11 protein-coding genes and 1 pseudogene are annotated in these 12872 nt (G+C 64.9%); 5 read left to right on the forward strand and 7 right to left on the reverse strand.

The window, feature by feature from the left end; all coding sequences use genetic code 11:
- Window positions 1-3 precede the first annotated feature (3 nt).
- Window positions 4-1485 (reverse strand): S8 family peptidase, encoded by a 1482-nt coding sequence (locus ACSC1W_RS17320; RefSeq protein ID WP_435348896.1) that lies wholly within the window; start codon window positions 1483-1485, stop codon window positions 4-6.
- Window positions 1486-1749: 264 nt separating this feature from the next.
- The gene (locus ACSC1W_RS17325; protein WP_435348897.1) at window positions 1750-2451 is read right to left on the reverse strand and encodes an SDR family NAD(P)-dependent oxidoreductase; all 702 of its coding nucleotides are present in this window, start codon (window positions 2449-2451) and stop codon (window positions 1750-1752) included.
- Between the two features lie 373 nt (window positions 2452-2824).
- Here ACSC1W_RS17325 and ACSC1W_RS20935 point away from each other — a divergent pair.
- Window positions 2825-2935, forward strand: a pseudogene (locus ACSC1W_RS20935) (DUF8121 family protein); the annotation flags it as partial.
- Between the two features lie 38 nt (window positions 2936-2973).
- On the opposite strand, the gene ACSC1W_RS17330 reads toward ACSC1W_RS20935, so the two are convergent.
- Window positions 2974-3735, reverse strand: a complete 762-nt coding sequence (locus tag ACSC1W_RS17330; RefSeq protein ID WP_435348898.1) for a hypothetical protein — start codon at window positions 3733-3735, stop codon at window positions 2974-2976.
- 6 nt (window positions 3736-3741) lie between these two features.
- On the reverse strand, window positions 3742-4686 hold the full coding sequence (locus ACSC1W_RS17335) for a hypothetical protein (RefSeq protein ID WP_435348899.1): 945 nt from the start codon (window positions 4684-4686) through the stop codon (window positions 3742-3744).
- A gap of 327 nt (window positions 4687-5013) precedes the next feature.
- On the opposite strand from ACSC1W_RS17335, the gene ACSC1W_RS17340 reads away from it, so the two are divergent.
- Window positions 5014-5235 carry a DUF6199 family natural product biosynthesis protein gene (locus ACSC1W_RS17340; RefSeq protein WP_435348900.1) on the forward strand — a complete coding sequence of 74 codons (222 nt, stop codon included), beginning with the start codon at window positions 5014-5016 and terminating at the stop codon, window positions 5233-5235.
- A gap of 135 nt (window positions 5236-5370) precedes the next feature.
- On the opposite strand, the gene ACSC1W_RS17345 is transcribed toward ACSC1W_RS17340, so the two are convergent.
- Window positions 5371-6285, reverse strand: coding sequence for a phosphoenolpyruvate carboxykinase (ATP) (locus tag ACSC1W_RS17345; RefSeq protein ID WP_435348901.1), 915 nt, complete (start codon window positions 6283-6285; stop codon window positions 5371-5373).
- A 550-nt stretch (window positions 6286-6835) separates the two neighbouring features.
- Between ACSC1W_RS17345 and ACSC1W_RS17350 the strand changes: the two genes are divergently transcribed.
- Window positions 6836-7864 (forward strand): LLM class flavin-dependent oxidoreductase, encoded by a 1029-nt coding sequence (locus ACSC1W_RS17350; RefSeq protein WP_435348902.1) that lies wholly within the window; start codon window positions 6836-6838, stop codon window positions 7862-7864.
- A 51-nt stretch (window positions 7865-7915) separates the two neighbouring features.
- On the opposite strand, the gene ACSC1W_RS17355 is transcribed toward ACSC1W_RS17350, so the two are convergent.
- Window positions 7916-9385, reverse strand: coding sequence for a flippase (locus ACSC1W_RS17355; protein WP_435348903.1), 1470 nt, complete (start codon window positions 9383-9385; stop codon window positions 7916-7918).
- Between the two features lie 303 nt (window positions 9386-9688).
- Here ACSC1W_RS17355 and ACSC1W_RS17360 point away from each other — a divergent pair, with 303 nt between their 5' ends.
- Window positions 9689-10807: a GNAT family N-acetyltransferase gene (locus ACSC1W_RS17360; protein ID WP_435348904.1), complete on the forward strand. Its 1119-nt coding sequence runs from the start codon at window positions 9689-9691 to the stop codon at window positions 10805-10807.
- Window positions 10808-10897: 90 nt separating this feature from the next.
- The gene (locus ACSC1W_RS17365; protein WP_435348905.1) at window positions 10898-11389 is read left to right on the forward strand and encodes a class I SAM-dependent methyltransferase; all 492 of its coding nucleotides are present in this window, start codon (window positions 10898-10900) and stop codon (window positions 11387-11389) included.
- Window positions 11390-11620: 231 nt separating this feature from the next.
- Here the strand turns inward: ACSC1W_RS17365 and ACSC1W_RS17370 are convergent, their stop codons facing one another.
- Window positions 11621-12715 (reverse strand): DegT/DnrJ/EryC1/StrS family aminotransferase, encoded by a 1095-nt coding sequence (locus ACSC1W_RS17370; RefSeq protein WP_435348906.1) that lies wholly within the window; start codon window positions 12713-12715, stop codon window positions 11621-11623.
- Window positions 12716-12872: the final 157 nt, after the last annotated feature.

The following is a 12872-nucleotide window of genomic DNA, read 5'->3' on the forward strand; positions in this document are numbered from 1 at the left end:
CGGTCATCGACGTGCCTCGGCCTCGGCCACCGCGCCGGGGGCGTAGACGATGCCGGCACCGACGTCCTCGTCGCCACTCCCGTCGCTGTACCGGGCAGTGGTCTCGATGACGTTCTGGACCTGTCCGGCGCTCAGGGCCGGATTCACCTCGCGGACGAGCGCGACGAGGCCCGCGACCTGGGGTGCGGCCATCGACGTGCCTGCGTACCAGTCGTAGGCCAACCCGTCGTTCAGGTCCGGCGGGACCGTCGAGAGGACGAGGTTCAGCGGGAACGGCCACGCCGTGTCTTCTGCGAGCGTCTTCTCCAGCGTCTCGTACCCGCCGCCCGGCGCACCGACGTCGATGTCGCTGGTGCCGTAGTTCGAGTAGAAGGTGCGTTCGTTGTTCGGTGCGGTCGCGGACACGCTGATGGAACCGGGCACGCTGTTCGGCAGGGTGTAGTACCCCTCGTGCTGGAGGTCGGCGTCCGCGTTACCGGCGCTCGTGGTGACGACCGTGCCACGCTGGACGGCCGACTGGACGACCCGCTGGTAGGCGACGTGCTCGCCGTCCTGGTGGGCCGCACCCTTGATGACGCCACCGCCGAGGCTCATGTTCGCGGCGTCAGCGCCGATCTCGCCGGCGTAGTCGATGGCTGACAGGATGTCGAAGTCGGTCGTCCACAGGGTCGTGACGGTCACCGATTCCGCCTCGCCGTCGCCGTCTACGTCGTAGGGATACCCTTCGTACTCCTTCCAGTAGAAGACGCGAAGCGGGACGACCTCCGCGTCGGGGGCCATCCCCGCGATGCCGATGTCGTCCCCGTGGTGTCTCGCCGTGGCGATCCCCGCACAGTGGCTGCCGTGGGAGTCGACGTCGTCCGCTGCTGCCTGGGTGCGGGTATCGGGTGACCCGAGGTATATGTACGGGGCGATCGACTCGCCCGCCGGTGGGAGTCGGGCCTCGATGGTCGTGTCTCCGGCGACCGTCGGTGAACCGCCCGGACTCGAGTTCCCGTCCACCCGGAACAGCATCCCCCGTTCCACGCTGTTTCGGAGGTCCGGATGTGCGGTGTCGATACCGGTGTCGATGATGGCGACGGTTCGACCGTCCCCGGTCGCCGTGTCGTGTGCCTGGAAGGCACCCGTCGTGTCGGCCTGTTTGTCCCACTGCCGGGGAGCGAGCTCCTCGTCGAGGGACTCCGCCGTCGACCGTTCTTGCGGGCCGACCGGTCGGTAGCCGAGGTTCTCCCGTACGTCGACGACCCCGGTGACGCCGCGAACGCTCGCGGCACTCTCTGCCGCGACGAGGAGGACCTGGCCGTCGGCGACCGACGCGAGGACGTCGGCGTCCGTCCTGTCGAGTCGGCTTCGTGTTTCCTTCCCCCTGACCGTGACGACGTACTGGTCTCGCCCGTCTGCAGCGGTTGCGACGCCGATCGCACTCAATGCGGTCGCACTCGCCGCGACGGTCTCGAGGAAGTCACGTCTGTAGTGATTTGACATACCACTCGAAACTATCCGATTATGAATCATATATCTAGTGGTAAGTAGACACGCTTGCCTGCTCTTGGAACGATACGTTCGACCCTTACACCAACTCCATACCGGACGAATCGAACAGCACTGGCGGGCCGACTCGTTCAGCAACGCGCTCCGGACCTTGTTCGCCGGGACCTGCCGAGTGTCGACCGCCGACGGACTCGGCCGGCACCGCCCGTGGTCGTGGTCGGTTCGCCGAACGTCCTCGACGATTCGAGGGACGCGAGGCTAGAACTCCTCGACGTGCGGCCGGAGGTCGAGTTCGAGCGTCCACGCGGAGCGGTCCTGCTCGACGAGTTGCCAGTACGAGTCCGCGATCGCGTCCGGGTCAAGGAACTCTTCGTCGTCGCGGTCCGGTGCGCGCTCGCGGGCACCGGGGGTCCCTATCGGGCCGTCGATGACCACGTGAGCGACGTGGATGCCCCGTGGCCCGAGTTCTCGCGCCATCGATTCGGCCATCCCCCGGGCAGCGAACTTCCCGGCACTGAACCCGACCGCACCGCCCCGACCCCGGACCGCCGAGGTCGCACCGGTGAATACGATGGTCCCACCGTCGCCGTCGAGCATGTCCGAGACGGCTTCCTTCGAGCACGCGAGCGCCCCGCGGGCGCAGACGTCGAGTGCGTGGTCGAACTCGTCGGTCGAGATGTCCCGAAGACCCTTCCACGCGCCGCCACTCGCGTTGTTGACGAGTACGTCCACCGGTCCGAAGGCGTCGCGGACGGCCTCGAATCCGGCCTCGACCTGCGCCGGGTCTGTGACGTCGGTCGGCACCGCGATGGCACGGTCACCGAGGTCGGCCGCCAGTTCCTCGACGAACGTCCCGGACCGGGCGAACAATCCGACGTCGCAGCCCTCGTCGACGAAGGTCCGTGCGAGCGACTCACCGAGACCGGGACCGACTCCCGCGACGACAGCAGTTCGTGACATGCGTGGCCGTTCGGTCCCCCCGTTCAAAGTCGTATGCCTCTGGGTGGTACTGGACCCCGTCTCTGTACCCGGGCGAATCCGTCGGGGAGAGAAACAGGCGTTAGAGATAATTACTCAGTTTCTAACTGGTGGTCCGGTCGACGACGTCGTCGGTGGCCGTCGGCAGGCCGATGCGACCGTCGACAGTGTCGGGCTACTCGAAGTGTCACCAGTACGCTTCTACAGTTTGTCTGGCGCAGTAGACGCATCGTCGTCGTCGTCGTCCCGTCTACGTCAGCGAGTGTGTCTCTGAGGGACTCGACGATGGTCTGTCTAGCGAGTACAGTGTCGGGCAACAAATTCTAACGTCCACTGCCGTCACACGGCGTGGCCCTCGCTGGTCATCGACGGGAAGATCGAACTCGCGGCCAGTGGGTGGCTCGGCAGTGACTACACGCTCGACGGTCGGCTCCAGCTGGAGTTTCCAGAGCGAGCGGAACGGTAACCGTTCACCGGTGGGAGCACCCACTGGCAGGGAGTACGTCAGTTGCTCGCGTCTCGGCCGTGGAGGTCCAGTGCGTCGGCGACCTCGCGGAACGCACCTGCGACCGCCTCGTACCGGTTCCGGGAGTCGAACCGGAATTGGCCGGGGCGGGCCGGACCGAGGAGGCCGCGGATCGTCGCCACGACGACGCCGTCGTTCGTCCAGATGAGGCGGATCTCGCTGTTCGACTCGTCGAACTCGACCCGTTCGAGGAACGCCAGGTCGAAGCAGGTGGTCCACTCGACGCACAGCGACGGCGGTTCGAGTTCGTAGTGCGTGCCGTCCTCGGACCAGTCAGCGAGCACCGTGGCCGGCAGGAGTCCACCGGGTTCGTCGGCGACAGCCGTCGCCACGGCGTCCACGAGGCCCTCGTCGGTCGAGGCGTCCAGTTCGAAGACGTGATGGTCGGGGACGTACTTCAGGACCGGCCGGCCGTCACGAACGGCGTCGATGCGTTCCAGCGTGACGAACCGGTGGAACGTCGACTGGGCGAGGAGGTCGGAAAGCGGCGCTCGGATGGCGTCGACGGGGGCACGGAACTCGTCGTCCTCGCTGGACCCGCACGCGTTCCGGAGTCGCCGTGCGATGTCGGGATGGTCGGCTTCGAGCACCGCCGTGTCGACGTGCGCCGAGACCGCGTCTGCACGGTCGAGCACGGCTTCGACCGCCGCTGCCGTCACCCTGGCCTCGACCTCGGCGTCGCCACTCGTCGCGAGGACGAGCACGTGCGTCGGGTCGAGCGTCCGGTCCTGGTCGAGCATCGGTGGTCAGACGAGTGGGACGCCGGTCGGTGGCGCGAGCGTGCTCGCGGCGAGGTAGTACGCGAGTGCGGTGACGACGATGGCCGACACGGCGATGCCGGCCGCGTCGGCGGCACGTTCGATCGCTTCCTCGAACGCATCGCGGAGGTCCGAGAGACCCGGCCGCCCGCCCCCGGGTCCACAGACGGACGTACACCAGTTGGACCCGTGTCCCTCACCGATCCAGATACAGTTTGCGCTCCGGCCGATCCAGACGTCGAGGCCGCCGCGGTAGTTCCCCGATGGGAAGATGGCGAAGTGCCCGTGGGGCATCGCGGGCGGGTTCGCCCGGGCGCACTCCGGGGAGTGGCCGCTTTCGCTGGCGGTCGCCCGTATGCACCAGTCAGGACCGAAGGGCAGGTTCGTACAGCAGTCGTTCTCAGCGCTCTGGCAGTCGATTGGGTGCGGGATGTCGACCGAGGTGCCGACCTGGCCGGTCCGGCGGACCGGCAACGGGTCGTCGTCGACGGCGGTCACTGTCTGGGCGTCGACGGTGCGGTGGCCGTTCGCGCCGTCGAACGAGAGCGTACGTTCGACCGTGACGTCGTCCTGGGAGTGCCGTAGCGTCGAGCGACCGGTCCAGTGGACGCCGTGGACCCCGACCTCGGCGTCGCTGAGCAGGGTGAGGTCGCGTTCGACGTGGACGACGTCGTCCATCGACTCGACGTCGTGTACGACGTACACCTGGTAGCCGTCGCCCAGTCCGAGGGTGGTGATGGCGGCGACGGAACGGTCGGGGAACAGTGCTGCTTCGACGGCCAGGTCGCCGAGTCGGACGCGGGGCGGTGCGTCTGCCGCGTTCCGATGGCGGCGGGTGCTGGCCGCAGCGATGGGTGACCCGGCGACGACGCTGGTCGCAGCGAGCGCTCGGAGGACCGTCCGTCGGTTCGGTCGGCGGGTGTCGTCTGCCACAGTAAATTACACTAGTTCACGGATTACATAATACTATCGGACATCTTCTAATAACCATCCATAGACTACAACAAACCATCAGTCGGTCCACGTGGGTTCGACCGAACGAGGTCGAACGAGGGGCCGTATCCGTCGAACCCGGAGAGACGACGGTATCCCGACAGGGGTTGCCCTTGCAGGTCGTCGGGGAGGAACGGATTCACACGACCGGTCGGGTTCTGAGTCAGAAATCTCGATGCCTGCGGCTCCGTTGCGGCGTCGGTATTCGAGCGTCGTCCGTCCGTTCTAATCAGAAAACTTATACTGGCGAAATTACTGGCAACGGACATGGAAGGACCGATCGCAGTCATTCTCGTCGTATTCGGATTGCCAGGTGCGGTCTGGCCGTACAAGGTGGCGCGGTTCGAGGAGCAGATGGATTCGATCGGAAGCAAACGGTCGTGGTCCGAAGTCGAACCGGCAGACTGGAAGGTCGGACTCACCCGCGTCGTCGGAATCGGTATGTCGGTCTTCGGAGTGCTGGGATTGGTAGGGGCAGTCATCGGTTGATTCGCTCTCGAACCAGCCGGCAGGACTGAAATTTTTTTTATATTTGCTGTGGAAGGCGAATCACTGGCTCAAGTCGATTTCTCAGATTAAGTCGGCTTTGGTCCAGACCCAATCGTACGATGACCGTTTTAGTTGTTATATATCCAATATCTCTGATTCGATGTAGTCGGCCAGCTCGTTTGCCCCCGTGTGCATTGGAATTTGTACCAGAATCGTCTCGACGTCTTTGAAACAATCGTTGTAGACTCCCTCGGTATTTTCGACAACGTCCTGTGGGCTGATCGCCGTTGAGCCGGCCGAACAGGCAGCAGCGCTGTATTCGACCAACCAATCGAGTTCATCGAGAATTACGGCAGTCGATCGGCGGGCCAGTTCTTCAGCCGAAATCGGCTTGTGACTGAGTTGGTCGCGGTTTTCCCGGAGGAGATACACAGCGGTCCACAGGTCTTTGGGGGACTGTGATGCGACCTTTTCCTCGAACAGTTTCTTCGGAGGGATTCGACGTCGTACACCTTTATCCCCGTACTGGCGCTTTCGCAGGTACCACTGTAATCGGTCACCGAACCCGTCGAGGATTATATCCTCGGGGACGCCCTCACCAGCGGTGTTGTGCGCGTAGATGACGCTGGATTTGTAGTACGGGTACAATTCGCCTTCGTCGGTGACGAACGTCAAATCGTCACTCAGGAACTTCACGTCACCAGATTGGCGAATCAGTGAACTCGTCGCCGATGTTTTTCCAGAGCCACCCCAGCCCGTCAGAACCACGCCTTGCCCATCGACCGATATCGCTGCAGAATGCAGAAACGAAACCCCGTTCGAGAGCATCCACCACTGCCACAGTGGTTCGAAAACGTCGTAAACGAAATGTTTCCCGAGACGGTCCTCGTAATTCGCGAACGCGCGATTCTGGATCTTGAGGAGCCACCGGAGTGGTGCCAGTCCACCTTCGTACAGTGTGCCATCGTAGTACACGTCAATCAACAGCGTCTCCGTGTCCCATCCCTCGATCTTGATCGCGTATCCGCACTGGCCGATTCGGTCAGTCACCCACGAGATAGGAAAACGATGCGACCTAACTCGATCGACGTATACGGACCCATCACTTATCGAGATGTGCTCGCTTGCTCTCGTCATTCCGGTTGGCACATCACCGGTTTCCCGCCAGTCGTGCCCTCGGATTCGAACGTCTACTTCTGAGGCCGACGCGGGGAGGTCACCGTACATCGTTTGTAAGATATTTCGACAAAGAGAGTCATCTGAGAATGATACCGTAAGAGGACCGATCGCTACGGGCTCAGGCGTCATCTCACTCTAATAGATGATACATGGTGTTATAAAATATAGGGTCAGATACATATCTGGTCCAGGAATTATTCCCGAGACGTTTGGTTGGGGTCGGGATTGACTTTACGAATCGTGGAATCGGTGATGCATCGTCGCCTGGTTACGGGCTCACTCCAGGAGCGACAGCTGACAAGGTCAGCCGAGTGACTCGCTTGGAAGGGTACTGGACACAATCGACCTCGTCAGAGTACCGAACGAGGCAAGTGACGGTGGCTGGCCGAACTGTTTTCCTTCGCGGTCTCCGAGCGCAGGCATGGAACTCTCCGTCGTCGACCTCTCTCCGGTTCCTCACGACGGTACCGCGACCGACGCGTACGCGAACACCGTCGAGACGGCACGGCAGGCCGAACGAATCGGATTCTCGCGGTTCTGGGTGGCCGAACACCACGGGATGGCGACCACCCTCGCGGGGACGACCCCCGAGGTGCTGCTCGGGCACCTCGCTGCCGAGACCGAATCGATACGGCTCGGGTCGGGGGCCGTGCTGCTCAACCACTACAGTCCGTTCAAGGTGGCAGAACAGTTCGGCGCGCTGGACGCGCTCGCGCCGGGACGTATCGACGCCGGACTGGGTCGGGCGAACGGGTCGCCGGCCGCCGACCGCGCCCTCGAGACGGAACGGCACGTCGAGAACCCGGACGAGGACCACGCCGAGAAGATCGAGGCCGTCGTCAACCACCTCTACGACGACTACCCCGACGGACACCCCTACAGCGACCTGGAGATTCCACGTTCGGGTGCGGACGCCCCGGTTCCGTGGGTGCTCGGGTCGAGTCCATCGAGCGCAGCGATCGCGGGCGAACTCGGCTTGCGCTACTGTTTCGCGGGGTTCATCCGGCCGCAGTTCGCAGCGTACGCCTTCGAGGAGTACCGCGAGACCTTCCAGCCGTCGCGGCTGGCCGGCGGCGTCGACGAGCCGCAGGGGATGATCGCCGTGAACGCGGTCTGTGCAGAGACCGACGAGCAGGCGGCACGGCTCCGGGCGGTGGCCGAGGCGTCGTACAGGCGGATGGAACGCGGGGTCGTCGGGACCAGGCCGTCCGTGGCGGAGGCTATCGACGAACTCGGGTCCGTCCCCGAGCCGACGCCTGCCACGCTCGATTCCGACGAGTGGCCACGGGCGATCTCAGGCAGTCCGGAGACCCTCGCCGGTCTGCTGGAGCAACTCGCGGGGCGCTTCGACGTCGACGAGGTGATGATACAGCACGTCCTCGGCGACCACGACGACGCGCTCCGGTCTCACGAACTGCTGGCCGACGGCGTCGGACTCACGCCCAGGTGACGAGTCGGTAGTCACGACCGGTTCGGGACCCTCGAAGTCGTCCGAGGGGTACTACGTGAGCAGTCTCGCGACCTTCTGGACGTCCAGGATGCCGCCGGCGACGGACAGCACCGCCCAGATGGCGGCACCGAGGAACACGACGCCGAACAGCGTCGCCAGTCCGGAGACGTACGGGAGGACCGCCCACACGGAGACGGCCATGCCGACGGTGACCATGCAGACGACGGCGAGTCGCCGCAGCACGCGACCGACGTCTATCGAGAGTTCCTGATGGATGAAGTAGACGTTCGAGAGCGTGTACACCGTGTAGGTGAGCACTGTGGCGACGGCCGCGCCGACGACGCCGAAGATGGGTATCAACGCGAGGTTGAGGACGAAGTTCCCCACGGCCATCGCGGACTTGATGATGGCCCGGGAGCGCGCCCGGCCGAGGTAGTCGAGGCCGTCGCTCGTGACCTTGTTGAGCGCGTTCACGAGGATGAACCCGCTGAACACCTGGAGGACCGGCACCGCGCCGAGGTAGTCTGTCCCGAACACGTACCTGACCGTGGGCTCTGCGACGAGTACGAGGCCGACGACGGCGGGAACGTAGGCGACCAGGACGTAGGTCAGGGACTGCTCGTAGAGGGTCGCGGCACGGTCGACCCTGTCACGTGACGACTGTTCGCCGAGCGCCGGCGAGATCGTGTACCCGAACGAGGACGCTGGCGCGGACACGAAGTCCGAGACCTGTTTCGCGATGGTGTAGTAGCCGACCGCGGTCATGTTCACGAGGATGCCGACGAGCAGGACGTCGACCTTCTTGTCGAGGACGTTCGCACCCCTGGTCGCGGTGAGGGGAACGCTGTACTCGAGGATGCGTCGCGAGAGGTCGCTATCGGCGGTCGTCGCAGCGTCGTAGGTGGTGTAGAACCGGGTGTACGCGAGGACCGCCCCGACGGCCGCTGCCAGGGCGGCGCTCAGACCGTAGCCGGCGAGCGCACCGCCGACGCCGAACCCGAGCAGGACGAACGCGACGACCAGCGGGAGGCGAGTCACGCTGACGACGACGGCGACGGCCGCGCTGTACGTGACGCGGTTGAACCCCTGGAAGAGCGCGCTGAAGTACTTCCAGTAGGCACGTCCGGCCACGTAGACGGTGCCGACGAGCAGGTACGGGACGACCGACGGCGCGTCGACGGCGTGGGCGACTGGCCGGCCGAGGACGAGCGTGCCGACGACGACCAGGACGACGAGGACGGTGAGAAACGACAGCGACTTGCGGACGACGTGTGGCACCTGCCCGGGGTCGGTCTCGGCGAACTCCGTGACGTAGCGGGCGGCGGACTTCGGGAGGCCGAGCGTCGCGAGGATCGTCACGACGCTGAGCGCGGACACCACGAAGTTCAACTGACCGTACTGCTCGGTGGTGAGCAGCACGCGAGTCAGCACGAGGATGAGCAACCCGCCCGAGAGGATGTCGAGTATCGTCGCGCCGAACGAGGCTTTGACGCCGCGCGCGATGCGCTCGACGAGCGACATCTACGCGTGGTCCTCCCGGACGACGTCCCTCGACGTGGCAGACTGGTCGGTTCGCTCGGGGTGACTCGTCGATGGGTGGCCAGACATGGTCAGGTCCGCCGGTGGCGGTTGTCGATGTATCCCGGAAGCGGGCCATTGTTATGGACGGACTGTGGAGTGGTATAGAGTTTCAACCGCCTCCCCGCCGGTACCGTATCCCCATGCAGACGGTTACCAAGTCGTCAGTACAATTGTCTTACTGGTGTCAAGATTCGGTACAGCCGTGTTAACAAAATTCGAATCCGGATACAACCGTAGTATGATGTGGACGGCCACTGGGGGTTCACGAACGCACCGACGGCGGAGGGACGGATGGCCGTAGACGTCGTCCGTCTCGACGGAAGCGACCTCGACGAGTGGAACGCGCTCCTCGAACGGTCGCCGCAGGCGACGCCGTTCCACCTGCTCGAGGCGCTTCGGGTCGCCGAGGACCACTCGGGAACGACGCTCCACCCGCTGGTCGGCTACAAGGGCGAGGAGCCGGTCGGGCTGTTCCCCATCTTCGAGCAGCGACGCGGCCCGCTGACGTTCGCGTTCTCTCCACCACCGAACCTCTTCGTCGACTACCTCGGCCCCGCCCTCGTCGACCCCTCCAACCTCAAGCGACGGAAGCGTGACAAGCGCAACAAACGCTTCGTCGACGCCTGCTTCGAGTGGGCCGAGGACGAGTTCGGTCCGAAGTACGTGAACGTCCGGTCCGGGTTCCAGTACCAGGACCCGCGGCCGTTCGTGTGGAAGGAGTTCGACGTGGAGACGAAGTACACGTACACGATAGACCTCGACGACGGCGTCGACGAGATCCGCGACGCGTTCAGCGGCGACGCACGACGCAGGATTCGTGCCGTTCGAGACGCTGACCACGACGTCGACGTCAGCGTCGGCGACGACGGCGCCGCACGTCGCATCGTCGACCACCTCGCCGAGCGCCTCGACTCGATGGGCGTGTCGCGACACGTCCCCCCGGAGTTCGTCGTCGACCTCTACGACCGACTGCCGGACGGGACGGTGCGACCGTACGTCTGCCGGCTGGACGGCGAGTTCGTCGGTGGCATCCTCACGCTGGAATCGCACGACACCGTCTACGCCTGGCAGGGCGGCGCGAAGCCCGACGCGCCCATCGACCTCAACGAGTACATCGACTGGCGCATCATCCAGGACGGCATCGACCGGGGGAACAGCTGCTACGACATCGTCGGCGCCGAGAGTCCGCGCCTCTGCTGGTACAAGGCGAAGTTCGGACCGGACCTGCAGTCGTACCACGTCGCGACCCGGAGTTCGACGCCGGTGACCGCGCTCTCCGAGTTGTACAAGCGCGTTCGGGATGGCACGGCGGGAATCGGACTGGAGGCTCCCAGTGCGGTCTCGGGCGTCTTCTCCCGCTGATGAGCAGAGACGTCCCCCGTGCGTCTCCTTCGAGTCAGGGACCGAATACTCACGTACGATAACGGGAATACTTCAACGAGAGTGAAAGGTATGGTCAGCGCCGGCCGGTACTACCACGACGAGGACGTGGTCAGCTACTTCACCGAGGCGACCGAGGGCGGCCTCACCGAACGCGAACAGGGACTGGTCGAGTCGTACTTCACCGGCCAGGCACCGACGGTCCTCGACCTCGGCTGTGGTGCCGGGCGGACGACGGGTCCCCTCGAGGCCCGGGGGTTCGACGTCGTCGGCGTCGACATGAGCGAGGCGATGATCACGGCTGCCCGTGAGAACACCTCCGGGCCCGAACTCCTGGTCGGTGACGCGACCGACCTTCCGTTCGAGGACGAGTGCTTCGACTACGTCCTGTTCTCGCGCTGTGGACTGGACGACGTCGTCCCCGAGCAGTCCCGCTACGAGGCACTCCGGGAGGCCTATCGGGTCCTTCGACCCGGTGGCCGCTTCGGGTTCGATTCGAACAACGCGATTCACCGGTACATCTTCGACCCGGCCTCACTCGAGGACGTTCGCTCGCACCTCTGATTCCTCGTCAGGAACCTCCGTGCCGGCCTGATACCGTCCCGGTACAAACTGATCGAGTATCCGAACGGCACGGGGACGGTCTACGGAATCACGCCACGGATGCAGCGACACCAGTTGCGCCGGTGTGGCTTCACGCTGGAGCCGGTTCTGCAGGCGAAGCCGCGTCCCCGTCCCCTCCACCTCGACCCCAGACCCTACTACGTCGCACGGAAGGCACGGTCGTAGCGCCGTTTACGTGACCAGGCGGGGTCCAGGTTCGTCCACGTCCGCGAAGAACGCACGGACGTCGGCCCGCAACTGGCGCACGTCGGCACGCGACAGCCCTACGATGGGGAACGTGACGTGGTGGGCTTGCAGGTAGGCCGCCTCCGGGTACCGACGTTCGGCACGTTGGTCGTCTCGGCACACTCCCCACGGGTACTTCCAGATGACCCGAACCGTGTGCCCACGCGACTTGAGGTACTCCACGAGGTCGTCGCGCCTGTCGGGGACCGTCGCAGAGACCACGTGGTGTACGCGCCCGGGGCCGTCCGGTTGCACGGCGACGTCGTGTGCTCGGAGCGTCTCGCGGAGGTCGTCCGCGAGCGCCCGGTGTTCCGCCAGTCGTTCCTGGAACCCGCGTCCGACGTACCGGTCGAACAGCCGTCTGTTGACCGGGTCGAGTCGTCGGACCGACGTCCCCGTCTCCTCCGTGTCGTCCTGTTCGGCACCGGCGATGCTGTACCCCCGGTCTCCTATCACCCGGTCGTACAGCGAGACGAGTCGGTCCTCGTAGGGGACCTCGTACGTCGACCAGTAGTAGAGCGTCTTCACGAGCAGGTCGACGTTGATGGTCGGCGCGTCGAGTTCGACCGGCTCCGCCCCTGGACCGTACACCAGACAGCCACCGGTGAACAGGGGCGAGACCTTCGAGAACGAGAATATCGCGTAGTCCCCGAAGCTCCCGACCAACTGGTCGTCTATCCGTGCGCCGAGCGCCCGGGCACAGTCTTCGACGACGAGGACGTCTTCACGACGGGCGTGGTCGACCAGCGCATCGAGGGCCATCGGGAGGCCGAACGCGTGGACGACCAGCACGGCGTCGACGTCGCCGAGGCGTTCCATCGCGGCGTCGACGTCGACGTGTCGCGTCTCCCTGTCGACGTCCACGAAGACTGGTTCGACGTCGTACCGTTCGAATATCGGACGGAAGCCCTCCTGACAGATGTACGCCGGGAGCAGCACGCGCGACCCGGCGAGGGACTCCAGTTGGACGATGCGCTCGAAGGCGGCACACGCCGACACCGTGTAGGCGACCTGGCGGTCGGCCGGGAACGGCCCCGTCATCGGCCCGTCCACGTCGATACGCCGCGTGTCGTGGGACCCGCCGGGGAATCGCTGCTGCTCGCGTCGACGCGGACGCCGGGTTCAGTTCCGTGCATCACGTACCCAGACCGGCGAACGCGGTTTTGTTATGGACGTTTTTCTGGCCCGCTCCGCCGGG

This window comes from Haloarchaeobius marinus (assembly GCF_051207415.1).
Lineage (GTDB): Archaea > Halobacteriota > Halobacteria > Halobacteriales > Natrialbaceae > Haloarchaeobius.

What these genes read in the sequence shown, in the direction of transcription:
- ACSC1W_RS17320 (WP_435348896.1), bottom strand. Translation starts at nt 1,485, where the DNA reads ATGTCAAATCACTACAGACGTGACTTCCTCGAGACCGTCGCGGCGAGT.
- ACSC1W_RS17325 (WP_435348897.1), bottom strand. Translation starts at nt 2,451, where the DNA reads ATGTCACGAACTGCTGTCGTCGCGGGAGTCGGTCCCGGTCTCGGTGAG.
- ACSC1W_RS17330 (WP_435348898.1), bottom strand. Translation starts at nt 3,735, where the DNA reads ATGCTCGACCAGGACCGGACGCTCGACCCGACGCACGTGCTCGTCCTC.
- ACSC1W_RS17340 (WP_435348900.1), top strand. Translation starts at nt 5,014, where the DNA reads ATGGAAGGACCGATCGCAGTCATTCTCGTCGTATTCGGATTGCCAGGT.
- ACSC1W_RS17350 (WP_435348902.1), top strand. Translation starts at nt 6,836, where the DNA reads ATGGAACTCTCCGTCGTCGACCTCTCTCCGGTTCCTCACGACGGTACC.
- ACSC1W_RS17355 (WP_435348903.1), bottom strand. Translation starts at nt 9,385, where the DNA reads ATGTCGCTCGTCGAGCGCATCGCGCGCGGCGTCAAAGCCTCGTTCGGC.
- ACSC1W_RS17365 (WP_435348905.1), top strand. Translation starts at nt 10,898, where the DNA reads ATGGTCAGCGCCGGCCGGTACTACCACGACGAGGACGTGGTCAGCTAC.
- ACSC1W_RS17370 (WP_435348906.1), bottom strand. Translation starts at nt 12,715, where the DNA reads ATGACGGGGCCGTTCCCGGCCGACCGCCAGGTCGCCTACACGGTGTCG.